This window comes from Streptomyces sp. NPDC012637 (assembly GCF_042954805.1).
GTDB lineage: Bacteria > Actinomycetota > Actinomycetes > Streptomycetales > Streptomycetaceae > Streptomyces.
On sequence record NZ_JBIBDS010000001.1, the window covers coordinates 350,028 to 376,792 of the forward strand.

The window sequence follows — 26,765 nt, forward strand, 5'->3', positions numbered from 1 at the left end:
GCGCGACCAGGGCGTCAGCCCTTGACGGCTCCCGTGAGCATGCCCTTCTTGAAGTGCCGCTGGACGAACGGGGAGGCCACCGCGACCGGGATCAGTGCGAGGACCATGACGGCCATCTGCAGCCCGAGGGAGGAGAGTTGGCCGGTGCGGACCGCCTGCTGGAGGCCGGTCGGCGCCTCGGTGTTCTTCTGGACCAGCTGGATGAGCACGTTCTGCAGCGGCATCATCTCCTGGTCGCTGAGGTAGATGGACGCGTTGAACCAGGCACTCCAGTACCCGACCGCGTAGAAGAGCGAGATGACGGCCAGCACCGCGCGCGACAGCGGCATGACGATGGTCAGCAGGATGCGCATCTCACTGGCCCCGTCGATGCGGGCCGACTCGCCGAGTTCGGGTGAGATCCCCATGAAGAAGGCCCGCAGCACGAGGATGTTGAAGACGCTGACGGCACTCGGCAGGATCAGCGACAGATAGGTGTCGGTGAGGCCCAGTGACTGCACCAGAAGATACGTCGGAATGAGGCCGGCCCCGAAGAACATGGTCGCCATCATGGCCATCAGGAAGAACCGATGGCCCAGACTCCCCGGCCGCGACAGGCCGTACGCCGCCAGCACCGACACCGTCATCGAGAACAGCGTGCCGACGAGCGTGACACCGACCGAGACCATGATCGCCCGGCTGACCTGGCCACCGCTGAGCAGTTCCGAGTAGTTGACGAAGGTGATGCCCTGGGGGATCACGACGAGGCCGCCGGCCCGGTCGATCACGGGCTTCGGGGAGAGGCTGGTGACGATCACGATCCACAGCGGACCGAGCACGCCCAGACAGCTCAGCACGAGGAAGCCGCCCTTGGCGGTGAGTCCCGCCTTGGTCGGCGGCTCCTCCCACACGGGGCGGGCGGGAGCCTTGAGGCTGCGGATGAGCTGCGTGTTGAGGCTCACTTCTTGTACACCCCCTGCTCGCCCAGCAGGTGCGCGAACTTGTTCGCGCACAGGACGAGACAGACTCCGATGAGTCCCTTGGCCAGGCCGACCGCGGCCGCGTAGCTGAAGTCGCCGTTCTGGATGCCCACGTTCCACACGTAGGTGTCGAGGACCTCGCTGGCCCCCGCGCCGACCGCGTACCGCTGGAGCAGGAACTGCTCGAATCCGACGCTCAGCGCGTCACCCACCCTGAGGACGAGGAGCAGGGCGATCACCGGGCGCAGCGCGGGCAGCGTGACGTGCCACATGCGCCGCCAGCGCCCCGCGCCGTCCATGGCGGCGGCCTCGTACAGGTCGGTGCTGATGGCGGACAGCGCCGCGAGGAAGACGATGATCCCCCAGCCGGCGTCCTTCCACACGGCCTGCGCGGTGACCAGATACTTGAACAGGTCCGCGTCGGTCATCAGGTCGAAGCCGCTCCACCCGTGCTTCTCGAGGGTCTGCGCGATGATGCCCGCGCCGCCGAGGATCTGCTGGAAGACGGTGACCACGAGGACCCACGAGAAGAAGTGCGGCAGGTACATGATCGCCTGCGCCACGGCCCGCACCCGAGGCCGGATCACGCTGTTGATGACCAGCGCGAGGACGATGGGGACCGGGAAGAACAGCACCAGTTGGAGCACGAACAGGACGATGGTGTTCTTCGTCGCGCTCCAGAACAGCGGGTCGTCGAGCATCCGCGAGAACTGCTCCACGCCCACCCACGGGCTGTGGAAGACCGCCGTGATGCCGGTGCTGGAGACGTACGGGTCGTAGTCCTGGAAGGCGACGACGTTGCCGAGCAGCGGGACGTAGTTGAAGAGCAGGAGCAGGGCGATGACGGGCAACGTCATGAGGATGAGCGCGCGGTCGCGGCGCCACCGGACCCGCAGGGGGACCTTGCCCGCCTTGCCGGCTTTGCCGGCCGTGCCGGCCGTGGCCGCCTTGCGCGCCTTGCCGGCCTTACCGGCCCCGCGCGGCACGCTCTCCTTCACCGTGCCTGCGGCGACCGCGGCCCTCGGCTCCTCGACGGCCGCGGGGGGAGACGTCCCGTCGGGCCTGCGCCCGGCCGTGAGGGACATCAGTTGCCGCTGCCGTTCTTGTCGAGGAGCTCCTGGTACCAGGCGCGCAACTTGTCGCCGCCGGAGGACTTCCAGGTGGAGACGGCCTGCTGGATGTCGGAGAGCTTCTTGTTGCCGCGCACGAAGTCGATCTCCAGCTGCTCGAACTGGCTGGCGAGGGTGGCGTACCGGGTGGGCTCGACGATGTTCATGCCGTAGGTGGACGTCTTCTTGACGAAGGCGCCCTGCCGCTGCTGCCACTCGACCTGCATGCGGGTGATGTCGGGGAGGTCGGGGTGGGCGGTGTAGGGGGCCGGGGCCGCCAGCATCACCCAGGTGTTGTTCACCTCCTGGACGCCCCGGTCGTTCTTGACCGGGGCGCCGTTCTCGACCGTGTAGTGGGTGCCCTCGACGCCGTAGTCGACGAACATCCGCTCCTTGGTGCCGTAGGGTGCGGCCGCGAAGTTGGCGGCGGCCAGAGCGTTCTCGACCGTCTCCTTCGAGGCGTCCTTGCGGATCATCGACCAGATGGCGGCGGGCTGGCCGGCGTACAGCGTCGGGCTGCCGCCGCCGGCGCCGAAGTAGTCCATGCCGGAGACCTCGAAGTCCGGGTTGGAACGGGCCTGTTCGGCGGTCTTGCCGTACCACGAGGACATGTCGTTGTTGTAGACCAGGATCTGTCCGGACGTGAACCGCTGGCTCGCGTCGCCCGTGTTCGCCCTGTCGTCGGGATGGACGACGCCCGCGGCGAACAGCTTGCGGACCCACTCCAGGTGTTCGAGGTACTCAGGGTGCTCGATGCGGTACGTCAGCTTGCCGTCGCCCCCGGTGTTCCAGCCGAGGGACCCGGCGGGGAGGACACCGAAGATGCCTGCCGCCGACCACCTCATGTCACCGCAGGCCCACACCTTGGCCTTGGCGCTGGTGGCCTCCTTGGCCCAGCTGAGGAACTCGTCGGCCGACTTGGGAACGGTGTAGCCCTTCTTGTCGAAGACGTCCTTGCGGTAGAAGGGCACGATGTTGGGCACGGCGGCAGCGGGCATCGGGATCCCGCGCAGCGCGCCGCCGAAGATGCTCATGCGCCAGGAGTCGGACGGGATCGCAGCCAGGTTCGGGTACTTCTTGACCTTGTCACCCGCCAGGTAGGGGCCGAGGTCCAGGAACTTGGCGGTGACCGCGCTCGAGATCTTGCCGACGAGTTCCCAGCTCGGCACGACCACCATGTCGGGTATGGAGCTGGAGGCGAGAACGGCGCCGAGCTTCTCACCGTAGGTGTTGCCGTCCTGGTTCTGCCAGGTGATCTTGGTGCCCGCCGCGGCGTCGAGCGCCGTGTAGTAGGCGCACCCGGGCTTCGGCGGGGTGCCCCAGAGCGGCGCCATGATCTCGATGGGAGCGCCGGTGCCGAGCCTTGCCGGGACCGAGGAGGCGAGGGTCGTGAGATCGACCTTGCTGGTGTAGCCCGCTGACGAGCCGTTCTTCGACGGAATGTCCGGCTTGGCGACCGTGCTGGCGACATAGGCCGGGAGCAGCTTGTCCGCGGCCTTGCCCGAGGTGGCGCCCTCTCGCGACCCGTCGCTCCCCGAATCGCTGCAGGCGGCGAGGAGCGGCATTCCCCCGGCCACCGCTGCGGTGGCGACCGCCGTGGAGGCGAGGAAGCTTCTCCGGCTCAGTCCGGAGGAGGCGGCATTCGGCGTCATTGCGTCAACCCTTCGTGGCGCACCTGGACACCCGGCGGTGGGCCGTCGGCTGCGGTGTCGTGACTGGAACTGGCTGAGCTGAAAGCGGACATCCGACCACTGCGACTCGATGCGCAGTCGAAGCGCTTCGATGTTGCAGTGAGGTTAAGTGAACACCCAAGGGCGCACAAGAGCCGCTTCCAAGATTCCTCCGAGGGGCGGGATGTGACTGTTGGTCATTTCCTGTAACACCGTGGTTGCTGCGACGGCGCTGCTCTCGTGACGCTCGCCCTGGCGACCTGATGAGCATCGAAGCGCTTCACGGCACTCGCCGCTCCACCCCGACGGGGATCCCACGTGTCCGCACACGCGCCGCACACCCGTCGCCGCCGACGGCCTGAAGGTTGCCGTTGGGGGGGTGTGCGAGGTCGTCGTCGAGCGCTCGAACTCGACGGCCGGTCCGGCAGGTTCGCGACATTCGCGCACCGATGGTCCGCCGCGCCGAAGGATCCCGCCTCCGTGCGTCTCGGCGGCGAAGTGCAGTGCGTGCCGGCACTCGATCACGCGGGCCCGCGCGGCCGGGGGGCTACGCGGCCTGCCGCCACTGCCGGCAACAACGGCTCTCTGGTGGCTCATGGCCGCAGCGGTGGCTCATGGCCGCAGCCCTCGGTGAATCATCGAAGCGCTTCACTTGGAGCGCAAGGCAGTGAGGGCCTCCTGACGAAGCAAGAGGCCTGCAGCAAGGGGACTTTCCTTCTTGCGAGGCATTGACATCGTGTCTTAGGTGGTGACAGCGTCGAAGCGCTTCACCACTGACGTGTCTCAGCTCGTGAGGGGTCCCTCCCGTGGGTTCTGCTTCCCAGCCCGCCGTGCGTCGGTGGCCGTTCCTCGGTCCCGCGATCCCCTGGGACCGGCGCGTCGACCACCTGGTGCAACGCCTCACTCCCGACGAGCGGATCGCTCTGCTTCACCCGTGCGCGCCGACCGTCGAGCGCCCGGAGGACGCCTCCTTCCGCACCTGGACGGACCGACCGCACCGCCGGCCGACCACCTCGCCGCCGTCGCGGATGCCGGCGCGGCCGGGGTGGACGCCCACCCGAACGCCCAAGGACAGCCACCACTGGTACCGGGGCCTGATCACCGCGCACCGCGCGCGGACGGAGGAAACCACCCGATGAAGTTCACCGACGGCTACTGGCTGATGCGTCCCGGAGTGACCGCGCGCTACGCCACCGAGGTCGCGGACGTCCGGGCCGACGAGCACCGGGTAACCCTCTACGCGCCGGTGAAGCACGTGCGCGGCCGCGGCGGCATGCTCAACAGCGCGCTGCTGACGATCGAGTGCTGGTCGCCGGCCGAAGGCGTGATCGGAGTACGCGCCACCCACCATGCCGGCTCGGTGAACCGGGGGCCGGAGTTCGCACTGCCCGGCGCGCAACCGGATGGGGGAAAGGTGCGCCGGGACGGCGCGGTGGTCGAGCTCGGTGCGGGTGAGCTGTCGCTGCGAGTGGACACCTCCCAGCCGTGGCGCCTCGAGTTCTCCGCCGGCGGCCGGGTGCTGACCTCCGTGGGCGAGCGCGGCATCGGCTTCGTCACCGACGCCGACGGCCGCCACCACATGCTGGGCCGGCTCGCCCTGGGCGTCGGCGAGCTGGTCTACGGCCTCGGGGAACGCTTCACCCCGTTCGTCAAGAACGGTCAGTCCGTGGACATCTGGCAGGCGGACGGCGGCACCAGCAGCGAACAGGCCTACAAGAACGTCCCCTTCCACCTGACGAACCGCGGCTACGGGGTCTTCGTCAACCACCCCGGCAAGGTGAGTTACGAGGTCGGCTCCGAGGCGGTCGGCCAGGTCCAGTTCAGTGTCGAAGACCAGTCGCTGGAGTTCTTCGTCGTCCACGGACCGACCCCGAAGCAGGTCCTCGAGCGTTACACGGCCCTCTCCGGCCGGCCCGCGCTGCCGCCGGCCTGGGCGCTCGGTCTGTGGCTGACCACCTCCTTCACCACCGACTACGACGAGGCCACCGTCAACCGCTTCGTGGGCGGCATGGCCGCACGCGGCATTCCTCTCAGCGTGTTCCACTTCGACTGCTTCTGGATGCGCGGCTACCAGTGGTGCGACTTCGACTGGGACTCCGACACCTTCCCCGACCCGGCCGGCATGCTCACCCGCCTCAAGGAGCAGGGGCTGCGGATCTCCGCCTGGATCAACCCCTACATCGCGCAGAAGTCGGCGCTGTTCGAGGAGGGCATGCGCGAGGGCCACCTGGTGCGGCGCCCGGACGGCAGCGTGTGGCAGTGGGACCTGTGGCAGCCCGGCATGGCCCTGGTGGACTTCACCAACCCCGCCGCCCGCGACTGGTACACCGACAAGCTCCGCACCCTCCTCGACATGGGCGTGGACTGCTTCAAGACCGACTTCGGCGAGCGCATCCCCACCGACGTCGTCTGGCACGACGGCTCCGACCCCGAACGGATGCACAACTACTACACGCACCTCTACAACCAGGCCGTCTTCGAGCTGCTGCGCGAGGTGCGCGGCGAGGGCGAGGCACTGCTGTTCGCCCGCTCCGCCACCGCCGGCGGGCAGCAGTACCCGGTGCACTGGGGAGGCGACTGCGAGTCCCACTTCAACGCCATGGCCGAGTCACTGCGCGGCGGGCTCTCCCTCGGCCTGTCCGGCTTCGGCTTCTGGAGCCACGACATCGGCGGCTTCGAGGGCACCCCGACCCCCACCGTCTTCAAGCGCTGGGTGCAGTTCGGGCTGCTCTCCTCGCACAGCCGCCTGCACGGCAGCAAGTCCTACCGCGTCCCCTGGGACTACGGCGACGAGGCCGTCGACGTCACCCGCGAGTTCACCCTGCTCAAGCACCGCCTCGCGCCCTACCTCCAGCGCGCCGCGCAGCAGGCGCACGCCACCGGCGTCCCGGTGATGCGCGCGATGGTGCTGGAGTTCCCCGACGACCCGGCCGCGGCCACGCTCGACCGGCAGTACATGCTCGGCGACGACCTGCTCGTCGCCCCCGTCTTCAGCGACGACGGCACGGTCGACTACTACGTACCCGAGGGCACCTGGACCCACGTGCTGACCGGCGCCCAGGTCACCGGCCCCCGCTGGGTCCGCGAGCAGCACGACTTCCACACCCTGCCGCTGCTCGCCCGCCCCGACTCCGTCATCCCGCTCGCCGCGGACGACCAACGGCCCGTCTCCGCCTGGGCGGACGGTGTCGAACTGCGGGTGCACGCGTTCGCCGACGGCGCCGAGCGCACCGTCGTGATCCCGCGCTCCGACGGCCCCGGCGAGACCGCCCGCTTCCACCTGCGCCGCACCGGCGACCGGATCCAGGTGACCACCGACAGCCCGCACCCCTGGCAGCTGCGCATCGGCGGCCCCGACGGCACCCTGCTCACCTGGCCGGCCGACACCGCCGAGGCCGACCTGCCGTACCCGGTCTGAACCGCCCGCCGCGGTGGGGCCTCGGCCGGGCCCCGCCCTGGGCGCGTTTCCTCGCCGACGCGTCGATGCCCGCCAACCGAGACCTCGCCGCACCGCTTCCGCGGGTCGACGCCCGTGCGCCTGCGCTGCGAACAGGGCCCGGTCACCGACCGGCCCGACTCCATCGGGGCCACGGTCTCTTCATCGTCGACCGCCTCTCCTTTGACCGGGGAACCCGGCCCGGGGACGGCGGCAAGACCGTCTGGGCCGACCTCCCGCTTTCCTCCTGACGGTCACGGGCCCTGGGCAAGAGCACCGGCACCCGTCGGACGGCCGAGCAGCGACTCCACCTGTTCCACCACCTCGTCCACCGTGATCCGCAGGAGCCGGGCGTCGGGCCGCCGGCCGTGGGCGTCCCCCGGCCGCAGCGGGTCCTCGCCGGCCCCCGGCCGCCACAGGACGCGGTGCCGGGTCCCCTGCGGGGGTCCCCAGAGGCGCGGCGCGACCGGGCCGAACAGAACGACGGACGGAGTTCCGAGTGCGGTGGCCAGGTGGGCCAGCCCCGTGTCCCCGACGACGACGCAGCGTGCGTCGGCCACCAGGGCGCACAGCTGGGGGAAGGGGACGTCCCGTGCTCCTCCCAGCACGGCTGTCGGCGGGAGCCCGGCGTCGGCCGCCAGCCGACGGCCCAGCCGTCGCTCCCCTGCCCCCGCCGTGACGACCACGCGGTGCCCCGCGCGGTCCAGGGCCCGCGCCACGGCCGCGAACCGCTCCACGGGCCAGCGGCGGGCTCCCGAGTCGGCGCCGGGGTGGATGACGACGGCACCGGGAGCGGGCGACGGGCACGCGGGGCGGGGGATGCCGAGATCGGCGGGGTCGGCATCGATCCCGTACCAGCGCAGCAGTCGGCACCAGCGGTCGCGTTCGTGCTCGTCCGGCCGCCATTCGGGCCCGGCGATGCCCGGCGTCCGGGCGTGCCGGAAGGCCAGGAGCCGCCCCGGCCGCAGACGCTGGAGGAGCAGGTGGCTCGGCGGTCCGTTGCCGTGCAGGTCCACGGCGACGTCGGGGGGCGGGCCCGTCCAGCCGAGTCCGGTGGGCACCGCCCGGCCGGGGGCGACGGTGGGCAGCAGCCGGTCGACCAGGCCCGTCGCCTTGACGGCGGTCGTCAGACGGCCGGGGGCGGCCAGCACGATCTCGCCCTCCGGGACGCTCCGGCGCAGCGCCCGCAGACACGGCACCGCGGTCAGCAGGTCACCGAGCCCCAGGGCCCGCAGCACCAGCACCCGGGGCCCGCCGCGGGGCGCGCCCGTGGGCGTGGTCCCGGCGGAGTCGGTCTCCGGGCTCACGGCCAGGACGGTTCCCTGCGCGGTACCACGACCAGCTCCCCGAGGGCGCTGCCGCTCGGCACGGAAAGGGCGTACAGCACGGTGTCGGCGACGATCTCCGGGCTCTGGAGCAGGGAGACGTCGGCGTCGGGGAACCGCTCCAGGATGAAGGCGGTCTCCATGCCGCCCGCGATGATCCCCGTCACCCCGATGCCCTCGCAGTCGCGCTGGGCCTCCTTGAAGAGGGTGTGGGTGAAGGCGCGGAGTCCCGACTTGCTCGCCGCGTAGGGGCCGGCTTCCGTCCAGGTCCGGTTGGCCGCGGTGGAGAGGATGTTCACGATGTGCCCGCCGCCCTGGCTCACCATGCGGCGATACGCCTCCAGGCACAGGTACATCGGGCCGAGCAGATTGGTGCTCACGACGCGATTGACCTCGTCCGCGGTGAGGTGCTCGGCCGATTTCGAAACGTCCACGGCGGCGTTGTTGACGAGGATGTCCACGCGCCGGCCGGCCTCGTCCACGTCCCGGAACACGTCGGCGACCGCGCCGGGGTCACAGACGTCGAGGAGCACGGGACGGGCGCTGAGACCCTGGGCGGTGAGCTCCTCGCACCGTTCCTTCGCCAGGTCCTGCCGTACGTCTGCCACGAGGACCGAGGCTCCGGCCGTGGCCAGGCGGCGGCAGACGGCCGCCCCCAGGCCGCGGCCCCCGCCGGTGACCAGCGCCTGTTTGCCGCTCAGGTCCGTGTACGCCGCGCCGCTCATCCGCATGCCTTCCGTCGGGGGGCTCCGGCCGGTCCGGAGTCCTGTCGCCCGGGTCGGCCGCTTCACCGTCACTGTCACCACGGGTGGGCCGCACGGCACGCCGGGTTAGACCACAAGGCCGCAATCGGTGTGACGGGGACCGCAGGCTGAGGTGCCGGCGGCACGGCGGCCGATGGTGTGAGCAAGCCCACGGGGTGGCGTGGATGCCGGGCGCGCCAAGGGTTGCCGGCCGGTGCGCCGGGCGGCGGAGGAACCGGTCACGGCGAGGCCCCCGCGCGGTCTGCCAGCATGGTCCGGGACCGTTTCCCCCTCTGTCGAGCGCCGGTGCGCAGCGGCGGTGTGCTCTCCCGGTCTCCCTCCGTTCCGCCGTCTTCCGTGCTCCAGGGTCTTCGCCTGTGTCTCGCTCCGTGTCCTCCGCCGTGCCCGCCGCCGCGTCGCGGTCGCCGTGGCGATCCCTCCGCTACCGCAGCATGCGCTGGTGGGCCGTCGCCAACTTCGTGTCCAACGCCGGTACGTGGATGCAGCTGACGGTCCAGAACCTGCTCGTACTGCAGATCACCGGTTCGGCCGCGGCGACCGGTCTGTCCGTGTCCGTGCAGGCCGCGCCCGGGCTGCTGTTCGGCCTCATGGGCGGCACCGTGGTCGACCGGTGGCCCCGGAAGCTGACCGCCGCCGTGGGCCAGGCGCTGCTGGGGGCCGTGGCCCTGGTGACGGCGGTCCTGGTGGCCATGGATGGGCTCGACCTGCCGGTGCTGCTGGTCCTGGCCGCCGTGACCGGGCTGATCGCCACGGTCGACGGGCCCGCCTGCGCGCTGCTGGGCAACGATCTCGTCCGTACGGAGGACGTGCCCTCCGCGATCGGGGTGGGCTCGCTCGTCCACAGCGCGGGCCGGCTGGTGGGCGCCGCGCTCGCCGGTGTCGCCGTGGGTCTCCTCGGCACGTCGGCGGCCTACGCCGCGAACGGCCTGTCGTTCCTGTTCGTGGCCTGTGTGATCCCGTTCCTCAGGGCGGCGCGCACGTCCGGGCCCGAGGCGCCGGGCGGCGGGGCGGACACGCCGTCCGAGCGGACGGAGGAAGCGGCCCTGACCGCCCGTGAGGGCCTGGCGTTCTTCATGCGGCGTCCCCGGCTGGTCGCGCTCGCCGGCCTCAACGGCATCAGCGCACTGTTCGGCCGCAACTACTCGCTGACGCTGGTGGTGTTGGTCACCGGGCCGCTCGCGGGGACCGCGGAATCGTTCAGCAAGGTGTCCACCGTCCTCGCCGTCGGCGGCATCGTCGGCGCCGTCCTCGGGGCGCGGCTGCGCAGGCCCGGCGTCCGGCTGGTGGGTGTTCTGACGGTCGCCGGCGCACTGCTCCAGGTGCTGGCCGGCCTCTCCCCCTCGCTGGCCCTGCTGCTGGTCCTGGTCCTGCCGATGGCGGTGGCGGAGTCCGTCTCGGACACCGCCCAGTCCACGGTCCTCCAGACGGATCCCCCGGCCCGGATGCGGGGCCGGGTCCTCGGGGCCTGGTCCAGCATCCGCACCGTGTGGGGGCTGGCGGCGCCGCCCGCGCTGGGCCTGATGATGGAGCTGGCGGGCGTACGTGCCGCTCTCGTGGGCGGCGGGTTGATCGTGACCGCGGCGGTGGCGGCGGGCTACTTCCTGCGCGGCCGCGGGCCGCGTCGGATCACGCCCGCGCGGGTGGCGGACGCTGCCGTGCCCGCCCGCGCCGGCCTGGAGACCGCCGCCTGAGCCTCCGCCGAGGCCGTCGGTCGGTTCGTCACGGATGGTCGGGGCGCTGCTCCGGCGGCTTGGAGCCGCCCGTCCGCGACCGGTCCTCCTTTCCGCCGCCCGATCCCGCCTTGCGGGAGGGGCGCGGCTCGGCGGCCTTCAGGTGCCTGCTCTCCTGTGGGGTGGCTGCGCCCTTTCCGCTGCGGCGCGCTTCCGGTTCCTGGGCGTCACCCATGGTCTCCTGCCCCTTTCGGTGTGTGCTGCTTCAGTGGCGGTCCAGTGGTCCCCACCGGCCCCGCCGGCGTTCGCCCTCCCGGGCGAGGCTCGGTCCTGGTCCCTGCCGGGCCGCTACCCGCTCGCTCCCGCGCCACTCCTGCCGCCGGCCTTGCGCGCCGACGCCCCGTCGGTCGCGCCGGGGCCGCGCATCGCGGACGGCTTCCCGGGCAGTCGCCGGACATGAATCCGACACCCGACCACACCCGGTCCTACTGGATGGAGACGGCCGAGTTGCCGTCCTTCGCTCCGCTGACCACCGACGCCGAGGCGGACGCGGCCGTCATCGGCGGGGGCATCGCAGGGCTCAGCGCGGCCTGGGAACTCGCCCGCGCCGGTCTGAGCGTGGCACTGCTGGAGGCCGATCGGCTCGCCGCAGGCGTGACGGGCCACACCACCGGCAAGATCACCGCCCTGCACACCACCGTCTACGACACGCTGAGCACCCGGCACGGGGAGGACGCGGCCCGTCTCTACGCGGCGTCGCAGAGCGCGGCGCTGCGGTACATCGTGGAGACGGCCGCGGGCCTCGGCATCGACTGTGACCTGGAGCGCCGGCCGGCCCTCACCTATTGCGAAGAACCCGACGGGGTCGACGCGCTGCGCGCCGAGGCCGAGGCGGCCCGGGCGGCGGGGCTCGACGCGTCGTTCGTCACCGAGACCGGCCTGCCGTACCCGGTCGCGGGCGCCGTCCGGGTCGAGGACCAGGCCCAGTTCCATCCCCTCGCGTACCTGCGGGGAGTCGTGGAGGACCTCGTCGTACGTGGCGGCCGCGTCCACGAGAACACGCGCGTCACCGGGGTGGACGGGGGCGATCCGTGCCGCGTGACGACCTCCTCCGGCTGCACCGTCCGTGCCCGTCACGTGGTCGTGGCCACCCACCACCCGGTCTTCGACCACGCCGTCCTCGCCACACGGCTCACCCAGCACCGCGACCTGGTGATCGCGGGCCCGCTCCCCGCCGGCCGGGATCCTCAGGGCATGTACATCACCAGGGAGGGCGGCAAGCGGTCCGTCCGCACGACGCCCCTCGGCGACGGCGACCGCCGGCTGCTGATCGTCACGGGAGAGGCCTTCACACCCGGCACACGCGCTGACACGGAGGCCGGGTACGACCGTCTGCGGTCGTGGGCGCAGGAGCGCTTCCCCGGATTCGAGGTGAGCCACCGGTGGGCGGCGCAGGACAACTCCTCCGTCGACGGCCTGCCCCTTGTCGGCCGGATGCGTGGTGGCGGCGAGAACGTCTACGTCGCCACCGGGTTCGCCGGGTGGGGCATGACCGGCGGGGTCATGGCCGGACGGCTGATCGCCTCCCTCGTCACGGAGGCCCGGGAGCCGTGGGCGGATCTGTACGCCCCCGGCCGCTCGGGTGCCGTCCTCGGGTCGCCGTCCACGTTCCTGAAGGCGCAGTGGGACACCGCCAAGCACTTCGTCAAGGACCGCCTGGACGCCCTGGGCAACGGTACGCACGGTCCCGTCGGGGCGCTGGCTCCGGGCGAGGGCACTGTGGTCCGGGCGGGAGGCGGGCCCTGCGCCGTCCACCGTGACGACCGGGGAGAGCTGCACGCCGTGTCGGCCGTCTGCACCCACATGGGCTGCCTGGTCGCCTTCAACAATGCCGAGCGCACCTGGGAGTGCCCCTGCCACGGCTCACGCTTCGGCGTCGACGGCGAGGTCCTCCAGGGCCCGGCCCTGCGCCCGCTGGAACGGCGGGATCCGCCGGACCTCTGACCCGGACGGACGCCGCCCGGCCCGGGTCACCCCTCGACGCCGGTCGAGCTGTGGGGGGCGCCGACGGGCTTGGACTCCGGTGAGCCGCGCTGGCGCAGGTAGACGGAGAGGATGACCATGGCGGCGACCGCGAGGAGCTCGGACTGCCAGTTCTGCAGGGTGCGGTTCCAGAAGTCGGGCAGCGCGAGGTAGTCGCCCCAGCCGACCGGGTCCTGGAGCCGGCGCAGCTGCTGCTCGTCGTACGCCGCCATGCCGTCGATCGACTGGGCGAACCAGGACCCGATGAACAGGCTGCCCATGACGAGCCCCAGGGAACGGGAGTACACCCGCTGGCGCCAGTCCTTGGTACCGGCCCAGCGGGGCGACGCGCTCCCGGCGTGGTCGCCCATGCGCTGCTCCTGCTCGGATTCCGTACCGATCTTGTGGAGTTCCTTGGACTCGGGGGAACCGCGTTGGACGAGCCAGACCGTGCCGAAGATGTAGAGGAAGAACTGGAGGAACTCCGACTGCCAGTTCTCGGTGACGTCGACGGCGAAGTCGGAGGTGGTCACGTACTCGCCCAGACCGATCCGCTGGAGCCCGTCCACGGTGAGCTGCTCGTTGAAGTCGGCGAGCCCGGCGAGTGCCTGCCCGAGGAGTACCAGCAGGAACGCCGAGCCGAAGGCCAGGGTGAGGCTGTTGTCCCGCCAGAAACCGCCGCGCCGTCGCGCCGCGCGCTCCTCGCCTCCCTTCCCGCTCACCAGTGCATCGCTCCGATCGCGATGAAGTAGCCGAGCCCGCCCACCACCACGACAAGGCAGGTCACGAACAGGAAGCGCATCCTCAGCCGCCCTTCAGCACGCATTGGTAGGGCCGCTCGCCCTGCGGGGAGCAGCCGGCCGCGACCACCCGCCAGCCGGCGTCGAACCGCGACAGGAACAGCGTGTCGCCGTCCAGGCGCAGCAGGGCCTGCCTTCCGTAGACCTCGGTGGCCCGCACCGCGCCCGCTTTCGGGAGGTCCTCCCCGCCCAGGGCCTCGGCGCAGGCCTTGCCCTCGTCCTGCTCGAGCTGTTCCAGCGTCGCCGGGGCCAGCAGTCGGCAGGCCGCCTCGTCGTCGCCCGCGGCCAGGGCCCGCTCGAAGCCCTCCCCCGCGGTCCGCGCTCCGTCCACCCGTGCGGCGGGCGCGCCGCACCCGGCTGCCAGCACGGCGGCCGCGCACACCCAGAGCGCGCGCCGGGCCCGCACCCGGACCGCGCTCACCGGGGACGCCTCGCTCCGTACGGCTCGGGTCACCCTCGTTCTCCTGACGTCTGGCTCACGCAACGGCACCTCACCTATGCCCCGTGTCGGTGCCCGCATCAGCCTCGGCGTACCCTCACCACCCGACCGGCCGACCGCGCCGTACGGGAAGCGGCGCGGCATGACGGCGCTCACCGAACTGTGCCGGATCCTCGGGCGCATCCATGACGACGGGGGCCGGGTCACCCTCCACGGCTTCTACGGGCCGGTGCGCGACCCGTGGCCCTCGGAGCGGGCCCGGTGCGCCGCGCTCGGACCGGTCGGTCCGCTGTCGTGGACGCGTGAGACCGGGATCTTCGGCGGTCCGGGCGAGGAGGGCCGCGGCGTCCTGGAACGCGTCTGGCACCGGCCCTCCGCCGAGGTGAGCGGGACTGCGGGCGGCGAGCCCGGCGAGCCCGCCCGCGGTGTCACGCTGCCGCACCGGCTCAAGGAGCCCGGCGTGCGCCGGCGGCCGCGCGCGCCGCGCGGTCGGCGAGGCTGGTGGTGGAGCGGCCGTCGAGGTACGGCAGGACGACGGTCTGGCCGCCCCAGCGGCGCAGCAGTCCGGCTTCCGGCAGGGCCTCGGCCGAGTAGTCGCCGCCCTTCACCCACACGTCGGGCCGCAGCGCATCGAGCAGGGTCAGGGGCATGTCCTCCTCGAAGGGCACGACGGCGTCGACGCTGCCCAGCGCCGCCAGCACCTTGATGCGGTCCTCCAGGGGGGTGAGCGGGCGGCCCGGTCCCTTCAGACGCCGCAGCGAGGCGTCCGAGTTCACGCAGACGACGAGGCAGTCGCCGATGCGCCGCGCGCTGTCGAGCAGGCCCACGTGGCCGGCGTGCAGGAGGTCGAAGCAGCCGCCGGTGGCGACCACGGTGCCCCCGGCGGCCCGTACGCTCCGGGCGAGCGCGAAGGCGTCCGCGGCGACCGGGGGCAGGGGCCGGCTCCGCCCCCGGCCGCGCCACAGGTCCGGGTCGGAGGCGCCGCCCGCGGCGACGAACGCGGCGGCGCCGGCCACCGCCCGCTGTACCGCTTCCTCGGGCAGCGCGCCCTGGGCGAAGGCGACGGCCGCGAGGGCCGCGAAGCAGTCCCCGGCGCCGCACGGGTCCCCCGTGGCCGGGTAGGGCACGGGCACGAGCATCGGTGCCGGGGACTTCGGACGGGTCAGCAACGCGCCGCGGTCGCCCAGGGTCACGACGACCGAGACGGCGTTCCAGCGCTCCGCCAGCTCGGCTCCACGGCGGGCGTGCTCCGCCAGCGCGTGCCCGTCACCAGGGGAAAGCGCGGCGGCCTCGGCCGCGTTCGGCGTCACCAGCCTGGCGCCGCGCACCGGCGGACCGCCGCGCGGGTGCGGGTCCCAGACCACGGGGGCGTGCCGGGCCGCGTCCGCGAGCAGCGGTCGCAGGGCGTCGGCGGTGCCCCTGCCGTAGTCGGCGACGAGGACGGCCGATGCCCCGGCGAGTACGTCGGGGACGTCCGGAGGGACCGGGCCGACCGTGCCGCCGCCCCGGTCGATCCGGACCAGGGGGCCGCTTCCGGCCAGGACCCGGGTCTTGACCGGAAGCGTTCCGTCGAGCGGGAGTTCCACCAGCCGGACCCGCCCGCGCAGTGCCTCGCGGACCGTGTCGCTGGCTTCGTCGGTGCCGAGGGCGGTCACCAGCACCACGTCACAGCCCGTCCGGGCGGCCACGGCGGCGGCCAGTCCGGCGCCTCCGGGGCGGGCGAGGTCGGCGGTCACGTCGACGACGGGCACGGGGGCGTCGGGCGCCAACCGGTCCACGACGCCCCGGACGTCCCGGTCGAGAAGGACGTCACCGACGACGACCAGCGGCCCGGGGCCGGTCACGGGGTCCTCCCGAGGACGGACGCCTCGGACCGGGGCGTCTTCCCGTCGGCGCGCCGGGCGCCGGCGGGCGTGGCGGCAAGCGCCGCGTCGAAGGATTCGCAGAGCAGATGCACCGCCACCAGGTGCGTCTCCTGCACGGTCGCGGTGGTGGACGCGTCGATGCACAGGGCCTGGTCGGCGGCCTCCGCGAGCGGATTCGGGGAGGCGCCGGTCAGGGCCCAGACCTCCACTCCGGCCGCGCGGGCCGTCATCGCGGCGGAGAGCAGGTTGGTGCTGCGACCGGAGGTGGACAGCAGGAGCAGGACGTCTCCGTCGCGGCCGTGCGCCGCGACCTGCCGCGCGAAGACGTGCTCGAACCCGTAGTCGTTGCCGATGGCCGTCATGCTGGACGTCTCGGCGTGCAGGGCGATGGCCGAGTAGGCTGCGCGCTCCTCGCGGTAGCGTCCCACCAGTTCGGCGGTCAGGTGCTGGGCCTGCGCCGCGCTTCCGCCGTTCCCGGCGGCGAGCAGTCGCCCGCCGGCAGGCAGTACCGCGGCGAGCCGCTCGCCCCAGTGGGCGAGCTGGTCGAGGCCCTGGGCGCGGAGGCGTTGCAGCGCGTTCTGGAGCGACTGGCAGTGTCGGTGTGCCGCCGCGTGCGCGGGTTTCTGGCTCATGACGTCGGGCCGGCCGCTCTGGCGAGCGGACCGCGCCCCACCTCCTTCGTGTTTCGGCACTGCGCGGGACGGGCCGCGGGTCGGGTGGGGCCGGACGGGCGGCGGAGGCCGTCCGTGGCGGGGCGGGCGCGCGTCGGCGGGCTCACGTCGCCCCGGCGGCGGTGAGGTGCAGGGCGAGCGCCGAGCGGTAGGCCCGTTCGGTGGCGGCGGCGACGAGTTCCCAGCCGTACCGGCTGGTCACCCGCAGCCGCCCGGCAGCGCCGTACGCCTGGCGCAGGCCGGGATCGGCCAGCAGCCCGGCCACGGCGTCCGCCAGTGCGCGGGGGTCGCCGGGTGGCACCAGCCGTCCGGTCTCCCGGTCGGCCACGGTGTCCAGCTGGCCTCCGACGGCGCTGGCCACGACGGGCCGGCCGCACGCCATGGCCTCCAGGGGGACGATGCCGAACGGCTCGTAGTCCGCCGGGCACAGGACGACGTCGGCACTGCGCAACAGGGCGGGTACGTCGGTGCACGGGACCGCGCCGAGGAAGCGCACGCGGTCGGCGACCCCGGCGGTCCGGGCGAGCTCGCGCAGGCGGCGCGCTTCCGGATCGCCGTCGAGGAGACCGGGCTCGGGGCCGCCCGCGATCACGAGCTCCGCCCCGGGCAGGTGGGCGAGCGCGGCGACGGAGACGGCCACGCCCTTGCGCGGCACCAGCCGGCCGATCTGGAGCAGCCGGTGGCGGTGGGTCGTCCCGCGTCCGGCGACCGTCCCGTCCGGGCGGAACCTCTCGGTGTCCACTCCGCACGGGACGACGTCGGCTTTGCCCGCGGGGACGCCCATCAGTTCGAGCTCGGCGACCTCGTCGCGGCAGGTGGCCACCACGCGGTCGCACCCCAGGCCGATCTCGCGTTCCAGTCCGATGCGCGACGGCGGGCTCGTGTCGGCGCCGCCCTGGTGCCTCTTCTTGACCGTGCCGAGCGCGTGGTACGTGTGAAGCATCGGCAGCCACAGCTCGCGCGCGGCGGTGAGGGAGGCGAGCCCCGACATCCAGTAGTGCGAATGGACCAGGTCCGGGCGTCGTCCGTGCTGCCATTGGAGGAGGAGGTAGCAGGCGAACTCCCGCATGTGCGGCAGCAGTTCGTCCTTGGGCAGGTGTTCGGCCGGTCCGGCGGGGACGTGGTGCACCATGACGCCGGGGCGCAGAGCGGTGCGTTCGGGCAGGTCGGGGGCGTCGCGCCGGGTGTAGACCGTCACCCGGTGGCCGCGGTCGGCCAGGGCCCCGGCCAGGCAGGCCACGTGCACGTTCTGTCCGCCGGCGTCGACTCCGCCCAGGGTCGCGAGCGGGCTCGCGTGCTCGGACACCAGCGCGAGGGACAGCGGTCGCCGGGCGCGGCGGGAGGGACCGGCCGACCGCAGTCGGGACGAGGTCATGACCGTACCTCCGTCAGCAGGCGCTCCCAGTCGGCCAGGAAGCGTTTGAGGCCGTAGCGTCCGAGGGCGGACTGGCGGGCGCGCCTGCCGTCCTCGGCGGCGGCTGCCGGCTCGTCGAGGTAGTGGCGGGCGGCACGGGCCAGGACGTCGGGCCGGGTGGACAGGACGCCGGTGCCGGGCGGGACCGCCTCCACGGCCTCCGTGGTGGCCAGCGCCACGACCGGCATGCCCAGGTGCATGGCCTCGAGCAGGGACAGCCCGAGGGACGTCCAGCGCACGGGGTGGAGGTAGAGGCGGCGCTCCGCCATGGCGGCGTGCAGGTCCTGCTGGGGCAGTTCGTAGGTGCGGCACCGGTCGGGGGGCAGGTCCAGGTGCTCGGCGAGTCCTTCGGTCCGCATGCCGAAGACGTCGAGCGGCGCGGACCGGGCCAGGGCCGGCAGCAGGTCCGTGCCGGTGTGGCGGCCCCGGCGGACGGGCTCGTTGACGACGACGGCGGCGCGGGGCAGCGCGCCCGTGTAGCGGTGTCCCGGGTCGACGATCCCGTGCTCGACGACTTCGGTGCGCGTCGTGCCGTTGTCCCAGAACAGCCGGTTGAAGTGCGTGACATGGACCAGCGTCAGGTCGGCGCACGGGTGGCGGGTGTTCGGCACGTCGCCGTCCGGCGCGTTGTGTTCCAGGTACACGGCGGGCACGTCGCGGCCCGGGCGGCGCCGGAGCCAGCGTTCGGCGAGTGCCGCCTCGTGGGGCCGTTGCAGGACGACGAGGTCCACCGGGGTCCCGGCCAGTTCGGCGGGGGTGACCTCGCGGACCGAGTCCGGCCAGGCGAAGGTCCGCGCGCGGCCCAGTCCGTCGGGTCCGCGATCCGGCGTGACGGGGACGAGATAGGTGTGCGGGCCCTGGACGAACGCGGTGGTCCACGAACCGTGGACGTGCCACAGCAGGATGTTCATGCGCTTGCTCCTCGGTGTCTCGCGTCGGTGCCCGCTGCGGGGACCGGGTCCCCGGTCGGGGGCGCGGCCCCGAGGAGCCCGGCCACGGCCGCCAGCACCTCGTCGTCGCCGATGCCGTCAAGACAGGGGTGCCCGGACACCGGGCAGTCGCGGGCCCGGCTGGCGGCGCAGGCCTCGCCCTGATCGCCGAGCAGGGCGTGGGGGACGTGGTACGGACGCCACCGCTCGGCCGGGACCACGGGAGCGAAGACGCAGACCACCGGGGTGCCCACGGCGCACGCCAGGTGCATCGGACCCGTGTTGCCGGTCACGACGACCCCGGCGCCCGCGAGGACGCCCGCCAGTTCGTGCAGGTCGGTCGTGGCGCCGCCCAGGTCGAGGCTGTGGCGGCCCGCCACCTCGGCGGTCAGTTCCCTCTCCGCCCGGCTGCCGGTGACGACCACCCGGTGCCCCGCCCCGTGCAGGGCCGCCGCGACCCGGGCCGCCCGGCCCGCGCTCCACCTGCGTGAGGCGACCGCGGCCCCCGGGTGCAGCACCACGTACGGTTCGGGGCCCGTGAGCCGGGTCGAGTCGGGGAACGGGGTGATCGCCAGCGAGCCGTCGTCCCCGGCGGGCAGGCGGTAGCCGAAGGCGCGGACGAGGTCGAGCGCGGCTTCGGCCTCGTGCCGGCCGGGCAGCCGACGGTGTCTGAGGTCCAGCAGGGAGCCGGGGTACTCCTCGCAGTCCGCGGCGACGCGTTCCACACCCGCGAGGGCGAGCAGCAGGGCGGCCGGCAGCGGGCTCTGGTGGTAGGACACCAGGATCACGCCCCGGTCGAAGCGGCGGGCGGCCAAGGCGTCCACCAGCAGTCCGCATTCCTCGCGGGAGGTCCGGGTCGGTTCCAGGCCGACCCAGGGGGCGGCGTAGACCAGTACCTCGTCCACGCCCGGCAGGAGCCGGGCCGCCGGGACGCCCTGGGGGCCGCACAGCAGCGTGGTGTGGGAGGACCCGGCCGCCACCGCGCGGACCGCGGGCCCGGCCAGCAGGACGTCCCCGGCGCTGTCGAGGCGTACGACGAGACTGCGCGGGGCGCTCATCGTGGCGGTCCGCTCGCACGCAGCGGCCCGTGGGACGCCAGGATCAGGCGGACGGCCCCGAGGAGGTCGGGCGCCGTGTCCGCGGCGGCGGCGATCTCGTCGGGCCGCGTCACGGGCGTCGGTACGAGGACGCCCCACGCTCCGGCTGCCTCGGCGGCCCGCACGTCGGCACCGATGTCGCCGACGACGACGCTGCGGCCGGGGTCCGCGCCGAGCCGTTCGCAGGCGGCCAGGACCAGGCCGGGCGCGGGCTTGCGGCAGCCGCAGCCCGAGTCGGGGCCGTGCGGACACACCGCCCACACGTCGAACGGCCCGAACAGGGCGTCGATGGTCCGGCGTACGGCTTCCACCTGGCTGGGCGTCAGCAGCCCGCGGCCGACGCCGGACTGGTTGCTGACGACGCCGACGGGAACGCCCCGGTCGCGCAGGGCCGATATCGCGGCGCGGGCGGACGGCATGGGGGTCACGCGGTCGGGGTCTCCGTTGTAGGGGACGTCGACGACGAGGGTGCCGTCGCGGTCGAAGAGGACCGCTTCCGGCAGCCGGTCGGCGGCGCGGGGCCCGCCGCGGGGCCGGGCCGCGCGGGGGCCGTCCCACACCCAAGGGCCGTCCGAGGGCCACGCTCCGGCATCGGGGCGTCGTCCTGTGTGCGGGGACCTCATGTCTGCACCCGTTCGTGCGGCGTCTGCCACGGGTCCGCCGCGTCTCCTCGCGGCGGGCGCGCCGGCCCGAGCGGGCGGGCGGTCCGGTGGGCCGCCTGGCCCCTGAGCCAGTGCCAGGTGGCGACGGGTGGGATGAGCGCGCTGGTCACCACCATGGTGGTGGTCTCCGTACGGGTCCTCGGCCCGGGCGCGATCCGCGCCACGGCGAACTCCGCGGTGCCGGCCAGCCAGCCGGCCGCGCACACGGCGGCGGCTCGGGACCTGCCGGACAGGGCGCAACCGACGGCGGCGACGGCCGCGGCGGTGACGGCCACGTGCCGGCGCAGGCGGCCGCGCGGGGCGGCGGCCCGTCCCCACCAGTCGGAGCCGTGCAAGCGGTTCATCAGCACGTCGTCGGCGTTGCCCGCCTGCACGCGGACGGACACCCAGCGGTCGGCGGGCCGTACCGGGTGAGTGGTGCGCCGGCTGCCGGTGGCCAGGGTCCAGCCGCCGTCGAGGAGTCTCAGGGCCAAATCGGCGTCTTCCCGGAAGGCCCGCGGGAAGCGTTCGTCGAACCCGTCGGCCGCCTCCAGGGCCTCGCGCCGGAAAGCCATGTCGGCGGTGATCCAGCGGGCGGTCGACAGGCCGGCGGTGGTGCGCTCCCAGTCCGTGGGCCGGCGCTCCGAGGGCAGCGGCACGTCGATGCGAGCGGTGACGGCCGCCGCGTCGGGGGCCGCCGTGGCCAGGTCCCGCGCCAGGTCGCGGCCCCAGGTGGGACCGGGCACCACGTCGTCGTCCAGGAAGACGATCCACGGCACCCGCCCGGCCACCCGGGCCCCGAGGTTGCGGGCGGCCGCGGGCCCCCGACAGCCGCCGGCCACGACCGTGGTCACCGGGAGCAGGGCACGCGGGACGCCCAGGGCGGCGGGTTCCGGGGCGGTTTCCGGGCGGTCGTGGACCAGGACGACCGCCGTCGGGCCGCTGCCCTGCGCCGTGGCGGCGGCGAGGGCTTCGAGGCAGACGCCCAGGCTGGGTCTGCCGAGGGTGGGGACCACCACGGCGTACCTCTCGGTCTCCGGCTCGTGCGTCATCGCGTCACGTCCTCTCCGTTGCCGAACAGCGGGCTCCGCCGGACGGCGTACGGCCCGATGGCGAGCAGGTCCACGGGGGACGAGCCGAAGCACTCCAGCGCGTCCCGGGGGTCGTCCACCATGGGCCGGCCGGCGGTGTTCAGGCTGGTGTTGACGACCACGGGCAGGCCCGTGCGCCGTTCGAACTCGGTGAGCATGCGAGCGACCAGCGGTTCCCGCTCCGCGTCGACGGTCTGGATGCGGGCCGTGCCGTCGACGTGCACGACCGCCGGGATCCGCTCGCGCCAGTCGGGGGCCACGTCGTGGACGAAGAGCATGTACGGGCTGGGCATCGGTCCGTCGAAGATCTCGGGCGCCCGGTCCGCGAGCACCATCGGGGCCACGGGCCTGAACTGCTCGCGGCCCTTGACGTCGTTGAGCCGTTCCAGGTTTCCCGCGTGGCCGGGGTGCGCCAGCAGGGAGCGGTGGCCCAGGGCGCGCGGCCCGTACTCGGAACGTCCCTGGAACCAGGCGACGATGGCGTTGTCGGTGAGCGCCTCGGCGACGGCGACCGCGATGTCCGGCGGCCGTTCGAAGGGGACGCCGGCCGTCTTCAGCCAGGCGCCGATCTCCGCGTCGGACCAGTCGCGCCCCAGGTCGGCGCCGGCCATCGGCTCCGGATCGTCCCCCGCTCCGGCGGCGAGGAGCAGCGCCGCGCCGAGGGCCGTTCCGGCGTCACCGGCCGCGGGTTGCACCCAGACGCGGGAGAAGGGGCCCTCGCGGGCGATGCGGGAGTTGGCGACGCAGTTGAGGGCGACGCCGCCGGCCAGGGTGAGGACGTCGTGGCGGGTCCGGCCGTGCAGCCAGCGCACGAGGTCGAGGAGCGTCTCCTCCAGTACGGCCTGTGCGCTCGCCGCGACGTCGGCGTGGGCGGCGGTCCACGGCTCGTCGGCGCCGCGCGGGGGGGCACAACTCGTGCCAGGGCACACCGGTCGCGTGGAAGCCGCCCTCGCCGGTCGGGTACACGTACCGCCTGAGTTCGGCCAGCATGCGCGGGGTGCCGTGGGAGGCCAGGGCCATCACCTTGAACTCGTCGGATGACCTCAGGAAGCCGAGGTGGGCGGTGAGTTCCTCGTACACCAGGCCCAGGGAGTGCGGGAGGTCCTGCGCGTACAGCGGCTCCAGCCGGCTGCCGGTCCGCCGCGCCGCCAGGTGGGAGCCGCGCTCGCCCCGGCCGTCGAGGACCAGTACGGCGCTGTCGTCCGCGCCGGCGGCGGCGAAGGCGCTCGAAGCGGCGTGGGCCATGTGGTGGGGAACGAAACGGACGAGGGCGGGGTCGAGGCCGGGAAGCGCCGCGGCCAGGAAGCCGGGCGCCTCACGGGCGTACGTCTGCCGCAGGTGGTCCCATGGGTCGTGCAGGCCCATGGCGTCGGCGGGGAGGGCGAGGGCCGGATCGTAGGAGTAGGCGACGGCGGCGTCGTCCCCCTGCCTCGAACAGCCCGCAGGGTCACCTCACCCTGCCCGAGTGCCCGGCGTGCCGCCCGTGCAGCGGGCATTCGGGTGGAAGCCCTGGGTAACCGAGCCACCGCGACGCGCCGGCTCGTACGGTGCCCGGGCGGGCGGAGGTCACGCGTCAGGTGCGCGCGCACGAGCCCGCACATCCCGCCCGCCCCGCGAGCCGTGCGGCTGCCGGGTATGGATGGCGACGGCGCGGGCAGAAGCCGTGGGTCGAGGCCCGAACCGGACGCGGGGGCCGCGGCCGAAGCCTCGACCGGGGGCGAGGAGGTCTGACATGACTGCCGAATTCGGTGCACATGCCGGTCGCCGGACCGATGACGCCGGGCAGGATCCGGTCGTCGTCCACGTGTCCGGTGAGCTCGACATCCAGCACGCGGACAAACTCGAAGGCCTGCTCGCCGCGGCGCTCGCCAGCGCCGAGCCCTCCACGGCGATCATCGTCGACCTGAGCAACTCCTCCTTCTGTGACTCCTCCGGACTCAACGTCCTGATCCGGGCGCGGGAGGCCGGTCTGCGCACCGGTCACACCCTCAGCCTTGCCGCTCCCAACCACCAGATGCTGCGACTGCTCGACCTGACGGGCACGGCCCCGCTCTTCCCGGTCGGGCCCGCCGTGGCGGGTTGACCCGGCCGGCCGCCAGGCCGACAGGCAGGCAGACAGGCAGGCAATGGCGCGGTTACGCGCCGGGGGAACCGCGCGGCGGCCCGAGCCGGCCGCGCGTCCGTGCGGGTGACACGCCCTGTCCACCCGGGCGCCCCGTGGTCCGGTGGGGAACCGATCGGATCGGGCCGGAGCGGCCCCACCCCGAGCACGCACGGAGGCGACATGGGACACGGCGGAAACGTGATCGACGAGCTGATGGCCGACCACCGGGAGGTGGAGGAAATGTTCAGCCGTCTCCAGGGCATGACGGGCACCGGTCAGGAGCTCCGTGATCTCGTCGACGAGATCACGATCGAGCTGGTGCGGCACTCCGTCGCCGAGGAGCAGTACCTCTACCCTGCGGTACGCGAGTACGTCGCGGGCGGCGACCGGATGGCCGACAAGGAGCTCGAGGACCACGCCCGCGTCGAGCGCATCCTCAAACAGCTGGAGAAGACGGGCACCGACGACGCGCAGATGCGTCCGCTCACGCAGCAGCTCGTGGACGAGGTCAGCGCCCACGTCCAGGACGAGGAGAGCAACCTCTTCCCGATGCTCCAGCGGGCCTGCACCGCGCAGCAGCTGGACGATCTCGGTGACAAGATCCGCCGAGCCAAGGCGATGGCGCCCACCCGGCCCCACCCGGCCGCCCCGAGCAGCCCCACGGCCAGCAAGCTCCTCGCACCGGGCGCGGGCCTCGTGGACCGGGCGCGCGACTTCGTGACCGGCCGCGGCGGATCCTGACCCGTCCGGCGGCGGGCCCGCAGGCATGCTGCCGGGCCCGCCGCCCGGAAGAGGGTGACGTGCGTCATGCCGCACGTCCGCCCCTTCCGGCTACGCTGGCCGGCCACGAGCGGAGCGGCGCAGCTTCGCGCCGCAGCTCGCGGCCCCGGCACGGACCGGGGCGAGCACGCCTCCAGGAAGCCGCCGTGTCCGCCGATCTCACACCCGTCATAGCCGCCGGCACCCGCTGGCTGCTGACCGCCTTCCCACCCGCCCCGGGCGCGTTCAGCCGGGCCCTGGCCGAGGCCCAGGCCCGGCAGGCCGTCGCCCTTGCCGCCGCCCTGCGGTACCCGACCGCGCTCGACGCACAGCTTCTGCACCTGCTCGGTCCGGGCGGAAGCGACCGACTGGACTGGCTGGCCGGCGCCGGTCACGAAGGCGACGCCGATGCCGGCTGGCGCACCTGGGTGGACGAGACCGTGGTCAGCTGGGCGGCCTGCCTCCTCGCCTCCCCCGCCCTCGCCGTCGACGCCCATCACCTCGTCGACCGCGGCCGGGCCGGCGAGCTCACCCGCCTCACCCGCCCCGGCGCCCAGGAACAGGACGCCGCGCCTCTGCTGCGCCACCCCGACCTGCTCGAACCCGTCGCCGCCCTTCACCGGGAACCGCTGCTGGACCTGCTCGACAGCGAGGGGGCCTCCGTGCAGTAGGGCGTCCCTCCCCCACCGCAGACACCCCGGCGGGTCCACTGCCGCCGCGCAGAGGCCGGGCCCCGCGGCGGTAGCCGGGAGCGAGGCGGCTCGGACGGGCCGGCACGACCGGCCTCGACCGGGTCCGTCCACGGCGTCGTACGGGACGGTCCTCACGCGGCGGGCGGCGGAACGGGCTTGCCGAGGGCTTCCGCGAGCGCGGCGTCGATCCGGTTCGCCGGTGCGTCGCGGCGCGCGGCGGCGATCCGGTTCGCCGGTGCGTCGCGGCGCGCGGCGGCGACCGGGCGGGCTGCGGGGGTGGGTTCGGCTGGCATGGCACGGAACGTACCCGGGCGGCACCGCCGGTGGTGTTGCCGCGGTACTGCGCCACCTGACACCTTGGGCGAACGGCTCTGACCTGGGGTTTCACGGACGATGCGACAAGATCCGCCACATGGGTGTCCACACCGTGGACGATCGTGGGCCGACCATGCGGCCGGCGGGACCGGGCGGGCCCGCTCGTGTGTGGCTGCGTTCAGCCGGCCGGTCGGCCGTAGGCCTGCTGTCCGATGATCGGGTGCGGTCGCCTTCGGTCGCTCGGCAAATCGTTCCAGGAGCCTCGTCAGGGCTGCCGCGCGGCCTGCGCCATGCTCCCGGTGCGGACGCGCACGTCGATCGACCCCTGAACCGGGGTCACCGGAACCCGTGGCGAGTCGCGTCGAAGCGGCTATCGATCGTCAAGCCCGTGGGGGAGGTCCGTAGGATGCGTTCGTGGCGGAGTTTGATGAGGTCAAGGCGACGTTCTGGGGCGAGGGACTGGATGGGGTTCAGCCACCCTTGACCGACGCAGTCGTTGAGGAAGCCGAGCGTCAGCTCGGTGTCCGCCTGCCGGCTTCGTTGCTGCAGATCCTTCGGATCCAGAACGGCGGTGTGGTGGCGGATGCGTGGAACGCGTTCCCGACCGATGTGCCGACGTCGTGGAGCGAGAGTCATGTGCCGTTTGACGAGATGATGGGCATCGGTCGTCACGACGACCAGTTGTCGTTGCTGGACACGGCCTACCTGGTCGAGGAGTGGGGCCTCCCTTCATCTGTCGTTCTGCTGTCCGGTGACGGCCACTGCTGGATCGCTCTCGACTACCGGGCATGCGGGAAGCGCGGGGAGCCGTCCGTGACGTGGTTCGACGTGGAAACCGGCACGGAGCTCCCGCTGGCGACGGACTTCACGGAGTTCGTCGAGCGGCTGACTGCGGCCGCGTCGCTCGATGACGACGAGGCGGACGGCAGCCGGTAGGGCTGAAGGGCCTGGTAGCGCCGGGCGGGCGGCGAAGTGCCGTCGTGACCGCGCAGG

24 protein-coding genes and 1 pseudogene are annotated in these 26,765 nt (G+C 73.4%); 8 read left to right on the forward strand and 17 right to left on the reverse strand.

Going from position 1 to position 26,765, the window contains the following annotated elements:
- Window positions 1-14: 14 nt before the first annotated feature.
- The 3 genes from ACFY8W_RS01635 to ACFY8W_RS01645 are packed head-to-tail and all read right to left on the reverse strand — an operon-like array spanning window position 15 to window position 3,720.
- Window positions 15-941: an ABC transporter permease subunit gene (locus tag ACFY8W_RS01635; RefSeq protein WP_391098820.1), complete on the reverse strand. Its 927-nt coding sequence runs from the start codon at window positions 939-941 to the stop codon at window positions 15-17.
- Entirely contained in the window at window positions 938-2,044 is a 1,107-nt protein-coding gene (locus ACFY8W_RS01640; protein WP_391098822.1) for an ABC transporter permease subunit, read from the reverse strand. Before ACFY8W_RS01640 ends, ACFY8W_RS01635 begins: the two co-directional genes overlap by 4 nt.
- Window positions 2,044-3,720: an extracellular solute-binding protein gene (locus tag ACFY8W_RS01645; protein ID WP_391098825.1), complete on the reverse strand. Its 1,677-nt coding sequence runs from the start codon at window positions 3,718-3,720 to the stop codon at window positions 2,044-2,046. The genes ACFY8W_RS01640 and ACFY8W_RS01645 overlap by 1 nt, the downstream gene beginning before the upstream one ends.
- Window positions 3,721-4,544: 824 nt before the next feature.
- On the opposite strand from ACFY8W_RS01645, the gene ACFY8W_RS01650 reads away from it, so the two are divergent.
- Window positions 4,545-4,877, forward strand: a complete 333-nt coding sequence (locus tag ACFY8W_RS01650; protein ID WP_391098827.1) for a hypothetical protein — start codon at window positions 4,545-4,547, stop codon at window positions 4,875-4,877.
- Complete coding sequence (gene yicI, locus ACFY8W_RS01655) at window positions 4,874-7,156, forward strand: alpha-xylosidase (protein ID WP_391098830.1); 2,283 nt, start codon at window positions 4,874-4,876, stop codon at window positions 7,154-7,156. Before ACFY8W_RS01650 ends, yicI begins: the two co-directional genes overlap by 4 nt.
- 272 nt (window positions 7,157-7,428) lie before the next feature.
- Here yicI and ACFY8W_RS01660 read toward each other — a convergent pair whose 3' ends face one another.
- The gene (locus ACFY8W_RS01660; protein ID WP_391098832.1) at window positions 7,429-8,481 is read right to left on the reverse strand and encodes a glycosyltransferase family 9 protein; all 1,053 of its coding nucleotides are present in this window, start codon (window positions 8,479-8,481) and stop codon (window positions 7,429-7,431) included.
- Entirely contained in the window at window positions 8,478-9,224 is a 747-nt protein-coding gene (locus tag ACFY8W_RS01665; RefSeq protein ID WP_391098834.1) for an SDR family NAD(P)-dependent oxidoreductase, read from the reverse strand. The genes ACFY8W_RS01660 and ACFY8W_RS01665 overlap by 4 nt, the downstream gene beginning before the upstream one ends.
- Before the next feature lie 470 nt (window positions 9,225-9,694).
- Here ACFY8W_RS01665 and ACFY8W_RS01670 point away from each other — a divergent pair, with 470 nt between their 5' ends.
- Window positions 9,695-10,954, forward strand: a complete 1,260-nt coding sequence (locus ACFY8W_RS01670; RefSeq protein WP_391098837.1) for an MFS transporter — start codon at window positions 9,695-9,697, stop codon at window positions 10,952-10,954.
- Window positions 10,955-10,982: 28 nt separating this feature from the next.
- On the opposite strand, the gene ACFY8W_RS01675 is transcribed toward ACFY8W_RS01670, so the two are convergent.
- Window positions 10,983-11,168: a hypothetical protein gene (locus tag ACFY8W_RS01675; protein WP_391098839.1), complete on the reverse strand. Its 186-nt coding sequence runs from the start codon at window positions 11,166-11,168 to the stop codon at window positions 10,983-10,985.
- Between the two features lie 221 nt (window positions 11,169-11,389).
- On the opposite strand from ACFY8W_RS01675, the gene ACFY8W_RS01680 reads away from it, so the two are divergent.
- The gene (locus tag ACFY8W_RS01680; protein WP_391098841.1) at window positions 11,390-12,937 is read left to right on the forward strand and encodes an FAD-dependent oxidoreductase; all 1,548 of its coding nucleotides are present in this window, start codon (window positions 11,390-11,392) and stop codon (window positions 12,935-12,937) included.
- Between the two features lie 26 nt (window positions 12,938-12,963).
- Here the strand turns inward: ACFY8W_RS01680 and ACFY8W_RS01685 are convergent, their stop codons facing one another.
- The 10 genes and pseudogenes from ACFY8W_RS01685 to ACFY8W_RS01730 all read right to left on the reverse strand — a co-directional run.
- Complete coding sequence (locus tag ACFY8W_RS01685) at window positions 12,964-13,677, reverse strand: DUF6766 family protein (protein WP_391098844.1); 714 nt, start codon at window positions 13,675-13,677, stop codon at window positions 12,964-12,966.
- Between the two features lie 82 nt (window positions 13,678-13,759).
- Window positions 13,760-14,209 (reverse strand): hypothetical protein, encoded by a 450-nt coding sequence (locus tag ACFY8W_RS01690; RefSeq protein WP_391098846.1) that lies wholly within the window; start codon window positions 14,207-14,209, stop codon window positions 13,760-13,762.
- A gap of 431 nt (window positions 14,210-14,640) precedes the next feature.
- Complete coding sequence (gene rfaE2 / locus ACFY8W_RS01695; protein ID WP_391098849.1) at window positions 14,641-16,038, reverse strand: D-glycero-beta-D-manno-heptose 1-phosphate adenylyltransferase; 1,398 nt, start codon at window positions 16,036-16,038, stop codon at window positions 14,641-14,643.
- Window positions 16,035-16,691, reverse strand: coding sequence for an SIS domain-containing protein (locus tag ACFY8W_RS01700; RefSeq protein WP_391098852.1), 657 nt, complete (start codon window positions 16,689-16,691; stop codon window positions 16,035-16,037). Before ACFY8W_RS01700 ends, rfaE2 begins: the two co-directional genes overlap by 4 nt.
- Window positions 16,692-16,833: 142 nt before the next feature.
- On the reverse strand, window positions 16,834-18,105 hold the full coding sequence (locus ACFY8W_RS01705; protein ID WP_391098855.1) for a glycosyltransferase: 1,272 nt from the start codon (window positions 18,103-18,105) through the stop codon (window positions 16,834-16,836).
- The gene (locus tag ACFY8W_RS01710) at window positions 18,102-19,055 is read right to left on the reverse strand and encodes a glycosyltransferase (protein ID WP_391098858.1); all 954 of its coding nucleotides are present in this window, start codon (window positions 19,053-19,055) and stop codon (window positions 18,102-18,104) included. The genes ACFY8W_RS01705 and ACFY8W_RS01710 overlap by 4 nt, the downstream gene beginning before the upstream one ends.
- Window positions 19,052-20,131: a glycosyltransferase family 9 protein gene (locus ACFY8W_RS01715; protein ID WP_391098861.1), complete on the reverse strand. Its 1,080-nt coding sequence runs from the start codon at window positions 20,129-20,131 to the stop codon at window positions 19,052-19,054. Before ACFY8W_RS01715 ends, ACFY8W_RS01710 begins: the two co-directional genes overlap by 4 nt.
- Window positions 20,128-20,730: an HAD-IIIA family hydrolase gene (locus ACFY8W_RS01720; protein WP_391098864.1), complete on the reverse strand. Its 603-nt coding sequence runs from the start codon at window positions 20,728-20,730 to the stop codon at window positions 20,128-20,130. The genes ACFY8W_RS01715 and ACFY8W_RS01720 overlap by 4 nt, the downstream gene beginning before the upstream one ends.
- A 59-nt stretch (window positions 20,731-20,789) precedes the next feature.
- The gene (locus tag ACFY8W_RS01725) at window positions 20,790-21,863 is read right to left on the reverse strand and encodes a glycosyltransferase (protein ID WP_391098867.1); all 1,074 of its coding nucleotides are present in this window, start codon (window positions 21,861-21,863) and stop codon (window positions 20,790-20,792) included.
- Window positions 21,860-23,333: pseudogene (locus ACFY8W_RS01730) on the reverse strand (carbamoyltransferase); the annotation flags it as partial. The pseudogene ACFY8W_RS01730 and the gene ACFY8W_RS01725, both read right to left, overlap by 4 nt.
- 301 nt (window positions 23,334-23,634) lie before the next feature.
- On the opposite strand from ACFY8W_RS01730, the gene ACFY8W_RS01735 reads away from it, so the two are divergent.
- From ACFY8W_RS01735 to ACFY8W_RS01745, 3 genes are all read left to right on the forward strand, one after another.
- On the forward strand, window positions 23,635-23,985 hold the full coding sequence (locus tag ACFY8W_RS01735; protein WP_391098870.1) for an anti-sigma factor antagonist: 351 nt from the start codon (window positions 23,635-23,637) through the stop codon (window positions 23,983-23,985).
- Window positions 23,986-24,186: 201 nt separating this feature from the next.
- Window positions 24,187-24,747 carry a hemerythrin domain-containing protein gene (locus ACFY8W_RS01740; RefSeq protein WP_391098873.1) on the forward strand — a complete coding sequence of 187 codons (561 nt, stop codon included), beginning with the start codon at window positions 24,187-24,189 and terminating at the stop codon, window positions 24,745-24,747.
- A 185-nt stretch (window positions 24,748-24,932) separates the two neighbouring features.
- Window positions 24,933-25,436, forward strand: coding sequence for a hypothetical protein (locus ACFY8W_RS01745; RefSeq protein WP_391098876.1), 504 nt, complete (start codon window positions 24,933-24,935; stop codon window positions 25,434-25,436).
- A gap of 152 nt (window positions 25,437-25,588) precedes the next feature.
- On the opposite strand, the gene ACFY8W_RS01750 is transcribed toward ACFY8W_RS01745, so the two are convergent.
- Window positions 25,589-25,750 carry a hypothetical protein gene (locus ACFY8W_RS01750; RefSeq protein WP_391098878.1) on the reverse strand — a complete coding sequence of 54 codons (162 nt, stop codon included), beginning with the start codon at window positions 25,748-25,750 and terminating at the stop codon, window positions 25,589-25,591.
- 436 nt (window positions 25,751-26,186) lie between these two features.
- Here ACFY8W_RS01750 and ACFY8W_RS01755 point away from each other — a divergent pair, with 436 nt between their 5' ends.
- On the forward strand, window positions 26,187-26,708 hold the full coding sequence (locus ACFY8W_RS01755) for an SMI1/KNR4 family protein (RefSeq protein ID WP_391098881.1): 522 nt from the start codon (window positions 26,187-26,189) through the stop codon (window positions 26,706-26,708).
- Window positions 26,709-26,765 lie beyond the last annotated feature (57 nt).

Bases quoted from the DNA above. Each gene is read 5' to 3' on its own strand.
- ACFY8W_RS01640 (WP_391098822.1), bottom strand. From the start codon at position 2,044: ATGTCCCTCACGGCCGGGCGCAGGCCCGACGGGACGTCTCCCCCCGCG.
- ACFY8W_RS01645 (WP_391098825.1), bottom strand. From the start codon at position 3,720: ATGACGCCGAATGCCGCCTCCTCCGGACTGAGCCGGAGAAGCTTCCTC.
- yicI (WP_391098830.1), top strand. From the start codon at position 4,874: ATGAAGTTCACCGACGGCTACTGGCTGATGCGTCCCGGAGTGACCGCG.
- ACFY8W_RS01665 (WP_391098834.1), bottom strand. From the start codon at position 9,224: ATGAGCGGCGCGGCGTACACGGACCTGAGCGGCAAACAGGCGCTGGTC.
- ACFY8W_RS01670 (WP_391098837.1), top strand. From the start codon at position 9,695: ATGCGCTGGTGGGCCGTCGCCAACTTCGTGTCCAACGCCGGTACGTGG.
- ACFY8W_RS01675 (WP_391098839.1), bottom strand. From the start codon at position 11,168: ATGGGTGACGCCCAGGAACCGGAAGCGCGCCGCAGCGGAAAGGGCGCA.
- ACFY8W_RS01680 (WP_391098841.1), top strand. From the start codon at position 11,390: ATGAATCCGACACCCGACCACACCCGGTCCTACTGGATGGAGACGGCC.
- ACFY8W_RS01700 (WP_391098852.1), bottom strand. From the start codon at position 16,691: ATGAGCCAGAAACCCGCGCACGCGGCGGCACACCGACACTGCCAGTCG.
- ACFY8W_RS01705 (WP_391098855.1), bottom strand. From the start codon at position 18,105: ATGACCTCGTCCCGACTGCGGTCGGCCGGTCCCTCCCGCCGCGCCCGG.
- ACFY8W_RS01710 (WP_391098858.1), bottom strand. From the start codon at position 19,055: ATGAACATCCTGCTGTGGCACGTCCACGGTTCGTGGACCACCGCGTTC.
- ACFY8W_RS01715 (WP_391098861.1), bottom strand. From the start codon at position 20,131: ATGAGCGCCCCGCGCAGTCTCGTCGTACGCCTCGACAGCGCCGGGGAC.
- ACFY8W_RS01725 (WP_391098867.1), bottom strand. From the start codon at position 21,863: ATGACGCACGAGCCGGAGACCGAGAGGTACGCCGTGGTGGTCCCCACC.
- ACFY8W_RS01735 (WP_391098870.1), top strand. From the start codon at position 23,635: ATGACTGCCGAATTCGGTGCACATGCCGGTCGCCGGACCGATGACGCC.
- ACFY8W_RS01740 (WP_391098873.1), top strand. From the start codon at position 24,187: ATGGGACACGGCGGAAACGTGATCGACGAGCTGATGGCCGACCACCGG.
- ACFY8W_RS01750 (WP_391098878.1), bottom strand. From the start codon at position 25,750: ATGCCAGCCGAACCCACCCCCGCAGCCCGCCCGGTCGCCGCCGCGCGC.